13 protein-coding genes and 1 pseudogene are annotated in these 15,442 nt (G+C 69.3%); 2 read left to right on the forward strand and 12 right to left on the reverse strand.

The genetic code is table 11. The annotated features are described in order from the left end of the window. Window position 1: 1 nt before the first annotated feature. From ACIA75_RS10260 to ACIA75_RS10285, 6 genes and pseudogenes are all read right to left on the reverse strand, one after another. Window positions 2-1,621, reverse strand: coding sequence for a chloride channel protein (locus ACIA75_RS10260; RefSeq protein WP_397102145.1), 1,620 nt, complete (start codon window positions 1,619-1,621; stop codon window positions 2-4). Next, window positions 1,618-4,002 (reverse strand): SAV_2336 N-terminal domain-related protein, encoded by a 2,385-nt coding sequence (locus tag ACIA75_RS10265; RefSeq protein ID WP_397102147.1) that lies wholly within the window; start codon window positions 4,000-4,002, stop codon window positions 1,618-1,620. Before ACIA75_RS10265 ends, ACIA75_RS10260 begins: the two co-directional genes overlap by 4 nt. 1 nt (window position 4,003) lies before the next feature. Continuing rightward, window positions 4,004-5,038: an AAA family ATPase gene (locus ACIA75_RS10270; protein ID WP_397102149.1), complete on the reverse strand. Its 1,035-nt coding sequence runs from the start codon at window positions 5,036-5,038 to the stop codon at window positions 4,004-4,006. Then, window positions 5,035-7,020 (reverse strand): serine protease, encoded by a 1,986-nt coding sequence (locus ACIA75_RS10275; RefSeq protein ID WP_397102151.1) that lies wholly within the window; start codon window positions 7,018-7,020, stop codon window positions 5,035-5,037. The genes ACIA75_RS10270 and ACIA75_RS10275 overlap by 4 nt, the downstream gene beginning before the upstream one ends. A gap of 18 nt (window positions 7,021-7,038) precedes the next feature. Then, the gene (locus tag ACIA75_RS10280; protein ID WP_397102153.1) at window positions 7,039-7,374 is read right to left on the reverse strand and encodes a CU044_2847 family protein; all 336 of its coding nucleotides are present in this window, start codon (window positions 7,372-7,374) and stop codon (window positions 7,039-7,041) included. A gap of 170 nt (window positions 7,375-7,544) precedes the next feature. Beyond that, window positions 7,545-8,066, reverse strand: a pseudogene (locus tag ACIA75_RS10285) (alkene reductase); the annotation flags it as partial. Window positions 8,067-8,133: 67 nt separating this feature from the next. Between ACIA75_RS10285 and ACIA75_RS10290 the strand changes: the two are divergent. Beyond that, window positions 8,134-8,529: a MerR family transcriptional regulator gene (locus ACIA75_RS10290; RefSeq protein WP_397102155.1), complete on the forward strand. Its 396-nt coding sequence runs from the start codon at window positions 8,134-8,136 to the stop codon at window positions 8,527-8,529. Window positions 8,530-8,581: 52 nt separating this feature from the next. Here ACIA75_RS10290 and ACIA75_RS10295 read toward each other — a convergent pair whose 3' ends face one another. The 4 genes from ACIA75_RS10295 to ACIA75_RS10310 form a co-directional block, all read right to left on the reverse strand. Beyond that, window positions 8,582-9,259, reverse strand: a complete 678-nt coding sequence (locus ACIA75_RS10295; protein ID WP_397102157.1) for a DAK2 domain-containing protein — start codon at window positions 9,257-9,259, stop codon at window positions 8,582-8,584. Between the two features lie 12 nt (window positions 9,260-9,271). Continuing rightward, on the reverse strand, window positions 9,272-10,267 hold the full coding sequence (locus tag ACIA75_RS10300; protein ID WP_397102159.1) for a dihydroxyacetone kinase subunit DhaK: 996 nt from the start codon (window positions 10,265-10,267) through the stop codon (window positions 9,272-9,274). A gap of 255 nt (window positions 10,268-10,522) precedes the next feature. After that, window positions 10,523-11,191, reverse strand: coding sequence for a hypothetical protein (locus ACIA75_RS10305; RefSeq protein ID WP_397102161.1), 669 nt, complete (start codon window positions 11,189-11,191; stop codon window positions 10,523-10,525). 134 nt (window positions 11,192-11,325) lie between these two features. Next, on the reverse strand, window positions 11,326-11,763 hold the full coding sequence (locus ACIA75_RS10310) for a hypothetical protein (RefSeq protein WP_397102163.1): 438 nt from the start codon (window positions 11,761-11,763) through the stop codon (window positions 11,326-11,328). 386 nt (window positions 11,764-12,149) lie between these two features. On the opposite strand from ACIA75_RS10310, the gene ACIA75_RS10315 reads away from it, so the two are divergent. Continuing rightward, complete coding sequence (locus ACIA75_RS10315; protein WP_397102165.1) at window positions 12,150-13,133, forward strand: ROK family protein; 984 nt, start codon at window positions 12,150-12,152, stop codon at window positions 13,131-13,133. A 1-nt stretch (window position 13,134) separates the two neighbouring features. On the opposite strand, the gene ACIA75_RS10320 is transcribed toward ACIA75_RS10315, so the two are convergent. Together ACIA75_RS10320 and ACIA75_RS10325 are read right to left on the reverse strand one after the other, a co-directional pair. Further along, window positions 13,135-14,163, reverse strand: a complete 1,029-nt coding sequence (locus ACIA75_RS10320) for a Gfo/Idh/MocA family protein (protein WP_397102167.1) — start codon at window positions 14,161-14,163, stop codon at window positions 13,135-13,137. A 13-nt stretch (window positions 14,164-14,176) separates the two neighbouring features. Continuing rightward, window positions 14,177-15,436, reverse strand: a complete 1,260-nt coding sequence (locus tag ACIA75_RS10325; RefSeq protein ID WP_397102169.1) for a DegT/DnrJ/EryC1/StrS family aminotransferase — start codon at window positions 15,434-15,436, stop codon at window positions 14,177-14,179. Window positions 15,437-15,442 lie beyond the last annotated feature (6 nt).

The raw sequence follows: 15,442 nt of genomic DNA on the forward strand, positions 1-15,442 counted from the left end.
ATCACGTCCCGCCCCCCGCACTGTGGCCGGCGAAGACGATCCCCACCGCGGCGCGGCGGCGCAACGCGATCTGCACCGCGTGATTCACCTCGGGCCGGCTGTTCAGCAGCTCGTCGAGCGGCAGATCGGCCAAATCGGGTAGGCCGGGCGTGGCCTCGGGCTCCATCGGGCACCCCTCCCCGGATGAGCCGGGCCGATCCCGGCGACGGGACCGGATTCCGCCGATGAGTCGATTCGGCCCGGCTCTTCTCCTCATGTCATCTGCATTCAACATAACCGAATTGATCAATTGCCGGTAAGGCCCTGGAGATCGAGCGGCCTCCTGGCTCGGGAACAAGGTGATGTCACGGGTGCACACCGTGGCGAGGACCACCGCGATCAGCAATCCGGCGGGAGGTACCAGGTAACCGGCGATCTCGACGGCGAAAACGGTGGCGGCCAGTGGCGCCCGCACCGACGCACCGAGACAGGCCGCGACCCCGGCAATCGTGCAGGCCGCGGCCGGCCCGGGGTCCAGGCCGGTTTCCACGGCCAGCCGCCAGCACAGGGCGCCGGCCGTCCCGCCGATGACGATCGCCGGCCCGAACACCCCGCCGACACCGCCCGCGTGCAGGGTGACGGCGGTGGTCGCGATCTTGACAAACGGCAGGGCGAGCAGCAGCCACAGCGGCAGTGCGAGAACCGCGCTCTGTGAAAGTCCGAGCGACACTGCGCCGTAGCCGGTTCCGAGCGCCATCGGCACGAAGATTCCGACCGTCCCCACGAGGGCACCCGCCACCGCGGCGGTGATCACGGGCCGCTTCCGCGCCGGCCGGAGCAGGCGGCCGACCCGGTGGAAAGTCCCCACGTAGGCGCGGGCCAGGAGGGCACAGGCCAGACCGACCACCGCGAGTACCGCGGTGGCGACCGGATCCCACGGCGCCCCGAAATCGGTGATCTCGAACATCGGGTGGTAGCCGTAGACGAGAACGAAGACGCCGAAGGCGATCGGTGCGGCGGGGGCCGCGTACAGCAGGGCCTGCCCGCGCATACCCCGCCGCCGCAGCAGTTCGGCGCTCAGGATGGCGCCGCCGACCGGTGCCTGGAACAGCGCCCCCACCCCCGCGCCCAAGGCGGCGGCGACCACCAGGCTCGCCTCGTCCTCGGTCACCCGCAGCCGCCGCGTGATCGCGGCACCCAGTGAGGCAGCCACCTGCGCGACGGGGCCTTCGGTACCGCCCGAACCGCCGGAACCGAGAGTTACCGCCGTACCGGTCAATTTGGCCGCCGCGCCGCGGACGGTCAGGCCGTGCAGGTCACGGGAGTTGACCGCCCCGATCACACCGTCGGTCCCGTTGACCTGCGGCCCGCCGAAGCGGGACAGCAGCACCGCGGTCACCATGCCCCCGGCCACCAGTAGCGGGACCAGGAGCGCGCCCCGCCCCTCGAGCGGTCCGGCCGGCGCATGCCACAGTCCGTCGGCGATCGGTTCGAGCCGCAGCACCGAACCGAGCAGGACCTCGGTGACCAGTTCGAGCAGCGCGCGCAACGCAACAGCGCCGAGCCCGGCCGCGACCGCCGCCAGTAGCAGCGCGGCACACAGCGCACCCCACCGCCGGCCGGGCCCGGGACGCTCGGTCATTGCCGGTGGTCGTCGGCGCCGACCGAGTCGAGCATTCGCCGAGCCTCGGACAGGGCGATGCCGCTGTGTGTGCTCGCCCGGACGAGAGCGGTGGACAGATCGGCGGCGAAACGCGGCGGTAGCGCACCGGTACGGACGGCGCGGACCGCACGCTTCACCACATCGAGCAGGGCGGACTCGGCCTCGCCGGATTCGTCCGCCGCCGCCCCCGCCGCATGCCGGAAGTGTTCGACGACCCGGTCTTCCAGGTCACTGCTCGAGTTCGCCGACATGGTCGCGATATCGAGATACGCCCGCGCGAGTTTGAACATCAGTACGGCGCCACGGTCCGGTTCGTCGCTCTCGGTGTCGGCCGCCGCCGGATAGAGATCGACCGCTTCCCACGCATAGAGCGGATCACCGGTGATTTCGCAGCGCCGGAGCAGGGCGTCGGCGAGACGCTCCGACAGTTCCGCGCGCCCGGGGTCGTCGGGCTCGGTGCTTTCGACCGCCGAGCGCAGCACCCGGGTCGCGTCGGTCAGGAAGTCGGCACCGCCCACCACCTCGAACCGGTGCAGCAGCAGCTCGCCCAGCCCGATCATGGTCGCGGACCCCACCTCGGTGTCGTCGTCGAACTCGGCGAGGGCGGCCTTACCCACCGCGATCGCTTCGTCGAGGTCACCCGGGTTACCGCTGTCCTCCCACCGGCTCCGCAGCAGCGTGATCAGCCCGTTCAACAGTGCAGGCCGCTCGGGGTGACCCATCGGCAGGGTTCCCAGGGCGTGCCGGCACGCCGCGAGCCCGCTCTCGGTATCACCCAGCCGTATCGCCTCGTGCGCGGCCCGGGCCAGCGCCCGGTAGTGCTGTTCGTCGTCCGCATCGGGCGGTTCCGCCGGTGGATCGGGAAAGTTCGGGGCGATCCGGCGCAGGGTTTCGGGGGACAGGTACGCGAACGGCGAGCCGCCGGCCGAGGGCTGCGAAATCACCGCGCGGAACACCCGGCCGGGGACGTCGTAGTGCTGGGCGACGAACCGCGAGGCCGCGGCGAGGACCCGGGCCGCTTCGCTGCGCGGCAGGGCATCGCGCAGGATCTTCGCGACATCCGGCCGGAACGCGAAGACCCGGCTGTCCTCGGGGATGCTGTACGGCGGGGCGGAGCCGGTGCCCGCATCCTCGATCAGCCCACCCGCCAGGACCTCGGCGAGCACACTGCGTTTACTGCCCGGCAGCACCGCCTGCTGGACCAGCCGCATGATCGGCGGCAGCAGGGGAACCTGAGCCAGGCTCGCCGCCAGGCGGAACGCTTCGGGCGACGAGGCGGACCGGAACCTTCGCACCCGTTCCAACGGGTTACGGCCGAGTTCCTCGTCCTGTCGCACGGCCAGGGGCCGCGGCCGCTCCACCCGCGGATCCGGAAGCCGCAGCAGGGGATAGCCGGCCGAGCGCCGTTCACCGGACAGCAACTGTGCCCAGGGCCGGATCCAGCCGGGGGTCAGTTCGAGCACCGGAATCGGAACGACGGCCGGGTCCGCGGGGGCGATGAGCCGCAAGGGGGACGGGCGTTCGGGAACCATGGCGGTGACGCGGCCGTGTCCCCATTCGAGACCCGTCCGCCGCCACAGATTGCTGGGCAGCGGTTGGACGATCGCCACCGGGGACTGCGCCGCCAGCCGGGCCAATTCCGTTGCTGCGGCACCCGATACCCAGGCATCGCCGAGGCTGGCGGTGAACACCATGATGACGCGCCGGCCGGTCGGGTCCGACAGCGCCGACAGCGAGCGGTCCGGTGCACCGCGCGGCGTCGTGGCCAATCGTGGTGCGCCCGCGGCGTCTTCGTCGAGATACCACACCGCCACCCGGCGGAATCCGACCGTGTTCACCAGATTCCGCACCGCGTCGGCGAGTCCGCTCCAGGCGGCCATCGACGAATGCCGGTCGAACACCAGGGCCGCCTCCCGCTGACGGACCGTGTTCTCCTTGGTCATCGGCCAGGCGACCGCGGTGCGGGCGGTCCGTTCCACGGTCGCTTCCTCGTCGAAGACCCGCTCGTGTGGATCGGGAATCCGGCGAGCCAGCGGCCGCAGCTCACCGAGGACATTCGCTTCCGAATCCAGCGGCGAGGGCGCGGGGATATCGGCCTCGATCCGGTACGGCCAGGCGGGAGCACGGCCCACCGTTGACGGCAGCGGCGATTCCCGCGGCAGCACCTGCTGTGCGACGGCCGGGTCCAGCGTGACCGGAGGGGTATCCGCATCGAAATCCGCGGGTTCCGGTTCTTTCCCGGGCCCGGCCGAACCCGGCTGATCCGCGATGTACTTGGCGAGCCAGAGCGCCTCGGCGACAGTGCCGCCGTCGACATCGAGTCCGCGGAGCGCGTCGAGGAGTTCGGACAGGCTCGACATCTCAGCCTCCGGAGTCCGTGGGTTGCATCAGCCGCTCGGCCAGGCGTTGCCGGTCCAGCCGGTCCGTGCCGTCCACCCGGCCGGCCTGGGTCAGCACATGCAGCGCGATCAGCAACCGGTCGGTCGGCAGGGTCCCGAGTTCACTGCGCCGACGTACGAAATTGTCGATGATATCGCTGTATTCGTCTACCGCGGCACTTCCCAGGTGTGCGGCTACCACCCGTTCCAGCTGCGCGCGTTCGGGTTTCTCCAAGCGCAGGTGCAGGCAGCGGCGCAGGAAAGCGGGCGGGAACTCCCGCTCTCCGTTACTGGTCATGATGATCACCGGGAAGGCATTGCATTGCACGAAACCGTCACGGACAGCGACGCGTTCGCGGCCTTCGTGGGTGAAAACCTCGACCTCGGGCCGGTGGGCGCGGATCCGGCGCAGCTCGTCGATCTGGTATTCACCGTTCTCGAAGACGTGCAGCAGATCATTGGGCAGATCGATATCGGCCTTGTCGATTTCGTCGATCAGCAGCACCCGCGGCCGGTGGTACGGGAGCAGCGCGGTCCCGAGCGGACCGAGGGTGATGTAGTCGGCCAGACCGGCCGCGCCGTCACCTTCGGCGCGGTTACCGGGAAGCTGGGCCTCCTCGAACCGGCGCAGGGCATCGTAGTGGTACAGGCCGTCCTGCAGGGTGCTGCGACTGGTGATCGGCCAATGCAGCACCGGCCCCAATCCCAGCTCACGAGCGATCAGATAGGCCAGCGATGATTTGCCCAGGCCCGGGGCGCCGGTCGCCAGCAGCGGACGCCGGCACAGGAGCGCCGCATTGATCACGTCGAGATCGTCGGAACGCAGCTGATGGGCGCCGATTCCGCTGCGGCCGAGCTTACGATCCATCTGGGCGGGCTGGTCGGGTTGCGGTTGCGGCGGGGGAACCAGCGGCTGTCCGGTGAAGGTACGGGAGATCATCGGTGCGGGCACGGCATCCCAGCCGTCCGGGCGCGGCTCTCCCGAGCCGTGGAAGACATGCCACGTCGGCGCTGTCATATCAACTCCCTCGTAGCCGGCCCGGCGAGCGGAGGAGGACATCTGCTTTCCCCGGGTCGATCGATAATGCAAACGATCTTGCGCCAGAACTCGTCCCGATCCGCGGAACCGGCATGATCTCGCTGTTCGCGCCAGATCGCAGCGTACCAATCCACCGGTGATTGTTCATCGATGCGGGCACTCATGTCAGCTCGGAACGACGTGCCGTCACATACCTCGCCGCCGTCGGGGTGCTCGGCGCAACCCGAGGTATGCCAGACGGTCACCGGCAGTGCGTTCGAACCGGCCGCGGTGAGCACCGCGACGGTCGGCGGCTGGGAGACACCGACTCCGTCGGGCGGGCGGCGCGGGACGAACAAGTCCTGCACCGTGCGCAGGTCCTGTGCCCGCGCGTCGCGGCAGCCGAACCAGATCATCCCGTCGGATGCACTCTGTTCCAGGCGGTCCCAGCGCTCCTGGAGCTCGGCGACCTCCTCGTTGGTCTTCTCCCAGGTGCTACTGCGCCGGAGCCGCATCGTGAACTTGCTGAACGGGCGCTCCTTCGACCGGCGCCACTCGTAGAGTGGGTCGTCGGTCAGATGGTCGTCGGGCAGGGCGACCACGATCTCCACGGCTTCCGGCGGTTTCGCGATCTCGCCCAGTTTGCTGTCGAGGGCCCGTTTCAGTTCTTGTTTGGCGCGTTCGTAGCTGTCGAACCGCCCTTCGGATTTCGGTGAGATGATCTCGCGCCGACCCGTTTTCACAGCCAGCTCGTATCGGTGCGGGATAGGCGCGCGACTGTCCAGCCGTGGTCCCTCGTCCGGCACGATCACGCCGAACAGGGTGGTCATCTCGAACGATTCCGGGTGGGCGGCGGCGACAGGCTGCTCGAGTTCCGGATGAGCGGGGGAGGCGAGCTGTTCCGATTCCGGGCGCGTGGCCGTCATGCTCTTCTCGAATTTCGGGTATTCCCACGGCAGCAGGATCTTCCTCGGGAGCTCGTCCAGCCCGTGGACAACGTCGGGTGGAAGCAGGAGGAAGCCCGGTGCGAGCTTGCAGAACCTGGACAGTTCCATCTTCCAGTTCGTGCTCTCGGTGCCGATGTATTCGACGAGGTCGCGCAAGGTGGGTAGACGCTTCATGTCGGGCTCCAGCAACGAGTCACGGAACAACTCGTCGACAAGACCTTGTGGGGGAGGGCATTCCGTATCCGCCGGGATTCTGGCCAGCCAGCCGTGTGTTTCCACCATCCGACGACGGATCAGGACCTCTTTCCTTCTCTCGTCGTCCTCCTCTTTCTGCTCGCGCAGCAGATCGACCCACACCTGTTCGTCCCGATGGTGGGCATCGTGCGCGGTGACGATGTCCCGGTAGAGGCCGGGTTCGCGGCCGGGGTCGCGTTCGCGCCGCCGCAGACCTTCCAGCAGGCAGGAGACCGCACCACCCTGAGCGGAGTCGATGTTCTCACTCGCCTTGACCAACCCCACGACCCCGCCGAGCCGCACCGACCACACCGGTGCACCGGACATTCCGGGCCGCACTGCCCGATCGCCGTCGACGGTGTAGTAGTGCGGTTCCGGATTGTCCCGTACCCGGTACTTCTCGTAGTGCTCGAGAAACCGCTGCTGCTCGGAATAGCTTGCGTTGAGGGCGCAGATGAGCAGCTCGTCGTCGGCCTGGAGCACAGGTTCGGCCATGAGGACGGACGGTGCCCGGAGGTCGCCGGGCCGGTCCAGCCGCAGGACCGCGAGATCGTCGAAACCCCAGGGCGGGCCGTGCTGCCGCTGTGGGGTGGCGGCCGCGAGGGTGGCACCGCATTCACTGCCTTCGCCGAAGGTCAGCCACAGCCGGGGCCCGGCCGGAACCGCGACATGGGCTGCCGTCACCGCGTAATCCGGGGCGATCCGGAAGGCGGTACCGATCGGTTCGGCATCCGGCCGGTCGGCCGAGACCATGGCGGTAGCGGCCTTCAGCAGCTTCTTGAGATCGGGGTGTACCGGCACGGCATCGTCAGCCTTTGCCTACTCGGGGGGCGTTCCGGTGGATCCGGCGGCCGGCCCCCAGTCGAGCTTCACCTTGAGTGAGGCCTTCGCCCCGCCCGAGGCGAGTACCGCGACGACCTTGCCGGCGTCGAGCGATAGTTCCAGACCGAATTCGACGGATACCGTGTCCGGTTTCAGCCCCGCCACACTGTTGTGCACCGTAGCGGCGACGCTCTGGATCGTCGGACCGAGGTTGTCGAGCTTGAACCGATCGCGGAGCCCGACATCCACCCCGGAGGAACCGGACGTGTCCTTGTCGACCCGGGCGTAGATCACGGACCCGTCCGGCATCTCCACGCGCTCGATATGCGTCATCGGCTGCCCCCGCTCTCTGCGTTGCCGCGCAATCAACAGTACCGCCGGATTCGCCAGACAACGTCGAGAACGGCGGATCGCATGCAGGCACGCCCACAGCTCTCCCATCCGGATCACTCGAACCCTAACACCGAAACATAATGAGCGGCAATCGGTCTCCCGCCTCGGAATCAGGCCGTGTACTGGTATGCCGGGTAGGTGAGATACCCCGTGTCGCCGCCCTGGTAGTAAGTGGTCTCGTCGGCGGGGGCGAGGGGGAGGGCGTTGCGCAGCCGTTCGACGAGATCGGGATTGGCGAGGAAGGCACGGCCGAAGCTGATGAGTTCGGCGCCCAGGGCGAGCCAATGATCGGCGTCGGTGCGTCCGGTCTGCTTCGGGCCCATCGGAAGTGACGGGTTGATGATCAGGGTGCCCGGCCAGGTCCGGCGGAGGTCGAGCAGGGCCTCTTCGTCGGCGGTGTCCTCGAGATGGATGTAGGCCAGGTCGAGGCCGGCCAGTTCGGTCAGCAGCGCGGTGTACAGCTCGGGGACATCGGTTTCCGTGACACCCCAGAAGGTGCCGCCGGGGGAGAGCCGGATACCGGTTCCGGCAGCGCCCACGGCCGCGACGGTCGCCGATACCGCCTCGACGGCGAACCGGATCCGGTTGGTGATCGAGCCGCCGTACCGGTCCGTGCGCAGATTGGCGTCGGCAGAGAGGAATTGGTATCGGGCACAGCAGCTACGCTAAAACCTGACATCAATGTCAGAGGCAAGGCTTGTGTCACGAGTCACGTGGGAGGACGCGGTGCGCATCGGAGAGCTGTCGGCGCGGACCGGGGCCAGTGTGCGTTCGCTGCGCTATTACGGGGAACAGGGCCTGCTCACCAGTGCCCGCAGCCCCAGCGGGCAGCGGCACTACACGCCGGATGATATCGAGCGAGTGGAGCTCATCCAGCGGCTGTATGCCGCGGGCCTGTCCAGCCGCACCATCGCCGAAGTGCTGCCCTGCGTCGAATCGCCCAGTACCGATAATTCGGACGCCGCCATGGAGCGAATGGCGCAGGAGCGCGACCGGTTGTCCGAGCATATCGCCGACCTCACCCGGACCCGGGACGCGCTCGACGAGCTCATGGCCGTCAACCGGGCGCATCGCGAGAGTCTGGTGGAGCGGTAGCGGCGGGCCGGTCGCTACCGCCGATGCTCGTGCGGACCCGGTGCCGCAGCTGTCATTCCGTGGCGTCGAGCCAGGTCGTGTCGACAGGGCCCGGATGGTCCGGGTACGCCGCTGCGGCGGCTTGCAGAATCAGCGCGGCGGCCGCCGCACCCGGGTCGAGGACACCGCGCGCCACCTCGCCGACATAGCTCGCCCGGCCGCGTGCGGCCACCAGCGAGACCGTGGACGATGCCCCGGTCACCGCGGCGTCGGCGGTCGCCCGCAGTGCCGCCTCGGGCTCATCGCCGGCGGCGACGTGGGCGGCGAGGGTTTGGGCTGCCGGGGCGAGCGCGTCGACCATTGTCTTGTGCCCGACCTCGGCCTTTCCGTACCGCTGCACGGTGGCGAGCCCGGCGCTCAGGCCGGTGGAGAATTCCGCCGGGGAGGGTTCCGGGCCCCCGGTGCAGCGGGCGAGTTCGCGGAAGAACATGCCGAACAGCGGCCCGCTCGTCCCGCCGGTGCCGAGGAAACCCCGGGATACCGCGGTCAGCCACGCCGAGTACGAGCCGGGTGGCTCGGTGGCGATGTTCTCGCGCGCCCGGCGCAGCGCGGCTGCGATATTGGCGCCGAAATCGCCGTCACCGGCGCGTCGATCGAGATCGGCAAGGGCTTCGGTGCGGTCGAGGAACGCGTCGAACATCGTGTGCACCCATCGCTGCCCGAATCCCGCGGGCAGTGCTTCGTCGGTCATGAGCAGGCTCCTTCACCAAGTCAGGGCCGGGGTACGGACGGGCGCGTCCCACAGCGGAAGCAGATCGGTATCGGCGGGCAGCAGGGTGAGCGACACCCCGACCATATCGAGTGAGGTCACATAGCTGCCGACCAGAGAGCGGGCAATGGTGATCCCGCGCTCCGCGAGCCGATGGTGCACGGCACGGGCGGCGATCGAGAGCTCGATGGGGTAGGCGCCGCCGAGACCGTTGACGATCGCGATAACGGAGGATCCGCGCGCCGCTCCGAGGTCGGCAACCAGCGGATCCACCAGCAGCGATATCAGCGTATCGGCGTCGGCGAACGGGACCCGTCCCGTCCCGCGCTCGCCGTGGATCCCCACGCCCAGTTCGACTTCCCCGGGGTCGAGGGTGAAGGCCGGTTCGGTATCGCCGGGATGGGTGCCCGCGCTCAGGGCGAAACTCAGCGTGCGCGCGTTACGTGCCACGCGGCGGCCGAGTTCGGCGACCGTGCTCAGATCCGCCCCGGCTTCCGCGCTCGCACCGCAGATCTTCTCGACCGCGAGCACGGCGGCGGTGCCGCGGGCGCCCGGTCCGTCGTCGCTGCGGGTGGCGAGATCGTCGTCGACGAGTACGGTTTCGGTCGCGACCGCGTCGTCGTCACCGGCGAGTTCACCGGCGATCCGGAAGTTGAGCACATCACCGGTGTAGTTCTTCACGATCTGCACGACACCCCGCCCGGAGTCGGCGGCCACGGTGCCCTCGTGGACCTGCAGCGCCGTCGGACTGGCGAATACGGCGCCGGGCACCGCCACATCGAGCATGCCCTGCCCGACGAAGCCGGCGTGCAGCGGCTCGTGCCCCGATCCGCCGCCGGAGACGAGACCGACCTTGTCGTGCGCCGGGGTGGCCCGGGTGATGATTCCGCGGGCCCGGTCGTAGGCGATATGTGCCGGATGAGTGAGCGCGAGCCCTTCGAGCGCCTCCTCGGGAGCGTTCTCCGGCAGGTTGCGTATCTGTCGGCGCACGGTTCGTTCTCCTTCGATCGGTTCACGGAGTCTGTTTGTGCTCGGCGCGGCCCGGGGTGCTTGCCTTTGTCCCACGACCGACCGTGGTTGTGCACTTCGCGGCTCACCTCGGGGCCAGTGTGACAGCTTCGCCGGAGGGTGGTCCCGTGCACCGGGCACCGGCTCGCCGCGTTCGGCGGCGGCTGCCTCGCCGTGTGATCGCGGCAGGCGTCGGAGGTGGTGAGTTACCGTCCGGGTGCCGGACCGGAGGCATCGTCAGACCAAGGGCGGTACCGGCGCGAATGTCACCGGGAGCGAGGTCAATGAACGGTGGAACGGGCCGGGTCGCCACTCCGGACCCTCGGGGAGATCCAGTTCCATATCCGGTAGGGCGTCCAGCAGCTGATCGATGGCCTCCTGGGCCACCAGATAGGCCGGAGTCTGCGCCGGGCAGGTGCGCTGGCCCAGGCCCCAGGACAGATGGGAGCGGTTGCCGCGCTGATCGTCGGTGCGGATCGCGGGATCGTGATTACAGGCGGCGATGCTGATGACGACCGGTTGGTGGGCCGGGAGCCAGACATCGTCGATGAGGGTCGGCTGGCGCGGGTAGGTGATCAGGAAGTTGGCCATCGGCGGGTTGTCGAACAGCACCTCGTCCAGCGCGTCCCTGGTGGACAGGCTGCCGCCCAGCACGCTGCCGCCGACGCCGTCGTCCGCGAGGATCAGCAGCAGGGTGTTGGCGATGAGGTTCTGCTGGAGTTCGATCACCGCGCCGTACAGGCCGGCCAGCTGGTGGACCATCTCCTGCTCGTCGAGCTGGGATTCGTGCCGCAGGAGTCGCGTGGTGACATCGTCGCCGGGATCAGACCGTTTGTAGGCGACCAGTTCGGCGAGCGCCGAGTTGATCATTGCGTTGCCCTCGCCTGCGTCGACGCCTTCGAACATGGCGGCCATCCCGGCGGAAACCCGCTGCCCGATCTCCGGCGGACAGCCGAGGAGCGTATTGCAGACACCGAAGGTCAGCGGGAATGAGTACTGGAGGAGCAGGTCCGCGCTGCCCGTTTCGCAGAAGGAACTGATCAGGGGGCCGCGAGCCCTTCCACGGCCGAACGCATGCCGTGCAGGTCCACATCCGCCAGGGCAGCGACATTGGCCGACCGGTAGCGCCGGAAGGCATTGCCGGTACTGCGGGCCGGCACCGGCCGCCACTCCATGATCGGCAGCACCGGGCAGTCGGCGGGCATATCCTTCTGCCACGCGCGCGGGTCGGCGGGGAAATGCTCGTGATCGTTGAGGATGCGCACCGCCACCCCGTGTTCGATCACCAGGGTCGCGGGCACGCCGGGAGCCAGGTCGACCGGCACCATCGACCGGTGGCGGCGGCGCATCTGCCGGTACACCCGGTGCGGGTCGTCGGCGAATTCGGGGGCGTACAGCGGGATCCGCGGGCCGCCGTCGGCCGTGGGGGATCCGTGCACGGGGCGGGAGACGGGGGCGTCGAACTGTCGGGTCGTCACGGGGGCTCCATACTGTTTCACGCTGCGTGCCGAGAGAAGATGAGCGGTTCCGCCGACCCACGGCACCCTCGTGAACATTACGCGATCGAGACACATATTGCCTTGTGGCTCAGGAGATTTACGTGGAATGTCCGATCCTTTCGCCGACTGTCACCGGCTCTGAACCGGGTCCGCACGGCGATCGGTGAATTCGGTGGACGGCCTGGTCGCCACGGGTTGCGCGGTCGGTTTCCGGGCAGGCTTTCGGGCATACTGACACTCGAAGGCGGCTGTGTCAGGATGCTGCGCGCCGAGGTTCGGCGAGTGGTCGCTGCGACCACGTGAGGGACCTGCGCGCTGCCGGTGTCGGGTCGGTTGCGAAAGCACATTCACCATTGGAGACAGCCATGGGCGTTCTCGTCGATTCGCGGGGCGGTCCGCCGCCGTGTGCTGTAGGCGTGGATATCGGGCGCACGAAGATCGCGGCCGGGGTCGTGACGGGTGACGGCCGGATACTGGAACGACGAACCGTCGCGGCACCCTCACATCTGGACCAGCCCGCGGTCGCGGCCCAGGTGACCGCGCTCGTCAAAGAACTCACCTATGTCTGTCCCGAGGCGCGCCTGGTCGGGGTGGGGACACCGGAAGTGGTGGAATGGCCGTCGGGCTCGGTGCTCGACGCGGGGGGATCGGGGCAGAATTTCGCGTTGCGCGCGCTGCTCGAGGATTCGGTGTCGCTGCCGACCGTGGTGGACAGTGACGCCAATGTGGCGGCGTGGGCGGAGTATCGGAGCGGGTCGGCGGTCGGCACCCGGAACGCGGTGATCGTCACGGTCGGCACCGGCGTCGGCGGCGGGATCGTGGTGGACGGGCAGCTCTACCGGGGTTCCGCGGGGTTCGCGGGGGAGATCGGGCATATCGTGGTGCAGCCGGCGGGGGTGGCCTGTCAGTGCGGTAACCGGGGTTGCCTCGAAGCGCTGGCCTCGGGGAGTGCGCTGTCGCGCAACGGCAGGCGGGCGGCCGAAGCCGATCCGGACGGGATGATCGCGCGGCTGGCCGGTTCGATCGACCGGGTCACCGGGGAAACCGTTTTCGCGGCAGCCCAGCAGGGGGATGCGCGGGCCCGCGCGCTGTTCGACGAGCTGGGGCATTGGCTGGGGCTGGGAGTGGCCGCGATCATGCTGTTGTTCGATCCCGACGTGGTGGTCATCAGCGGCGGCCTGGCCCGCACCGGCCACCTGCTGCTCTCCCCGGCGGTGACGTCGATGCAGGCCAACTGCGCGGTGCGCGGCGGGCGGGTGCCGCGGCTGGAGCTGGCCGGTCATTCGGCCTCGGCGGGGCTGGTCGGAGCGGGAATGCTGGCCCTGGACACCTTCGCGGCACCGCGGTAGTTCACTCGCGTACCCGCGACCAGACGGTGGTCACCTCGGTGCGGGCGCCGCTGCCGATACTGTCCGCGGCGGCCTGCAGGATATCGAGGATATGCAGCGCGCGGCGCTTCCCCAGCAACGATTCCGACATGTCGTGGCCCCGCAACATATGGACCACTCCGATACCGCGCTGCCACGGAACCGCCGGTGCGGTCCGCGGTAGTACCGACCACGCACGGGCACCGTGTGGCCGGTAGCGCACCGTGCCCCGGCCTTCGAACATCGGCATATCGCAGATCAGCGAACCTTTCTCGCCGAGTATCTGCAGCGGTGGGGCGGTGGTGGCCGGCCAGTCGAAACTCATGGCCAGCGTGCCCACCGCGCCGGACCGGAACTCGATCAGCACCGCCACGGTGAGGGGGACCTCCGCACCCGCTCGTCCGCCACCGCCTGTCCCGGGCGACGCGTCCACCGCGGTCACGGCGACCGCGGGCCCGGCCAGATCGAGCATTGTCGTGACCCAGTAGGGACCGAGGTCGAGCAGTGGCCCGGCCCCGCGCTGGTAGAACATCTGCGGCCGGGGATGCCACGTCTCGTGTCCGGACCACGCCATCTGACCGTGCAGCAGTAGCGGCCGGCCGATGAGTCCGGCGTCCACCAGCCGCCGCAGCTGCTGCTGCGGGCCGCCGAACAGGGTGTCGGGCGCGCACATCAGGGCGATCCCACGCTCATCACTGCGCGCCACCAGCGCCCGCGCGATCCCGAGTTCGTGGGCGAGCGGCTTCTCGGTGTACACCGGAATGCCCAGGTCGAGCAGGGTTTCGGTGACGCTTCCGTGTTCTCGCGGTGGGGTCAGGTTGATCGCCACATCGGGGGAGTGGCGGCGCAGTCCGGCCGGCTCGGTCACCGCGACCGAATCCCAGCGGGCGGCGAAACGTTCGGCGCGGGCGGGGTTCACATCGAGGCAGGCGGTGATCCGGGCACCGTGGGCGCGGAGGGTGCGCGCATAGCTCGACGCGATATGTCCGGTGCCGATGATCGCCGCGCGCACGAAGGTGTCCGAGCTAGATTCGACGGGTGTCGCGGGCGTCCCGCGGGATCGTGCCGGACAGCCGGCGGACCTTGTCGACAGCGTCCAGCAGGTCGGCGGTATCGGGCCATCGGTCCAAGAAGGCTTCGTGCGCGATCACGATCCCGGCCTTCTCCGCGACGTGTTCACCCACCGGGCACCGCGCGTCCGCGCCCAGCGACCGCGGGCCGGGGTACTGCCGCCGCCCGGCCACCCACGCCGGTGCTCGATACACCACCGGATGCGGCAGGAACACCGGCACGCCCTCGGCGGCGAGAGCGGTGACGATCAGGTCGGTGCAGGTGCCGGCGAACTCCCGGGTGTCGATGGTCAGTGGGAGAGCGATGAAATTGCGGCGGGTGATCCGCGGGTCGGGGTCGTGCAGGGTGAGGCCCGGAATTTCGCCGAGACCCGCGCGAAAGTTCGCCACCTGGCGGGTTTTGGCCGCGATATGGTCGTCGACCCGCCGCAGCTGTGCCCGCAGGATCGCGGCCTGGAATTCGGTGAGCCGGTAGTTTCCGCCGAACCACCGGTCGGCCTCCGGTCTGCGCTTCCGCCCGCAATTCATGAGTCCGTAGAGACGGTCGGCGAGGTGCGGATCGGCGGTGACGGCGAGGCCACCCTCACCGGCGGTCATGGTCTTGGACTGCTGGAAGCTGAAGCAGCCGATCCGGCCGAGCGTGCCGGCGGCGCGGTGGCGCCAGCGCGCGCCGAAGACGTGCGCGCAGTCCTCCACAACGAACAGTCCGTGGTCGTGGGCGAGGTCGAGCAGCCGGTCCATATCGGCGATATGCGCGTAGGTGTGGACCACGAGAATCCCGCGGGTGCGCGCGGTGATCGCGGCCTCGACGGCAGCGGGGTCCAGGCACCACGTCCGCGGATCGATATCGGCGAACACCGGGACCCCGCCGTTGACGACCACGGCACGGGCCGGCGCGGTCCAGGTGAGCGCGGGCAGGATCACCTCGTCGCCCGGGCGCAGGTCCAGCGCGGCCAGCGCGATATCCAGCGCGGCCGTCCCGCTGGCCACAGGTATCGCGCACTCGATGCCCAGATAAGCCGACAGTGCTTGCGCGAGTTCGGCTTCGCGTGGACCGTCGAAGGACCAGTGACCGCTGTCCACCACCTCGAGCACAGCGCGTCGCTCGCTGTCGTCGTACCGCGGCCACCGATACGGTGTGGCGCGCACCGGAGTTCCGCCGTTGAGAGCGAGGCGTTCCGGCGGTGTGCCGCGGGACTCGGTGCGCGCGGTCATCGCGGT

This window comes from Nocardia sp. NPDC051750 (assembly GCF_044453135.1).
Classification (GTDB): domain Bacteria; phylum Actinomycetota; class Actinomycetes; order Mycobacteriales; family Mycobacteriaceae; genus Nocardia.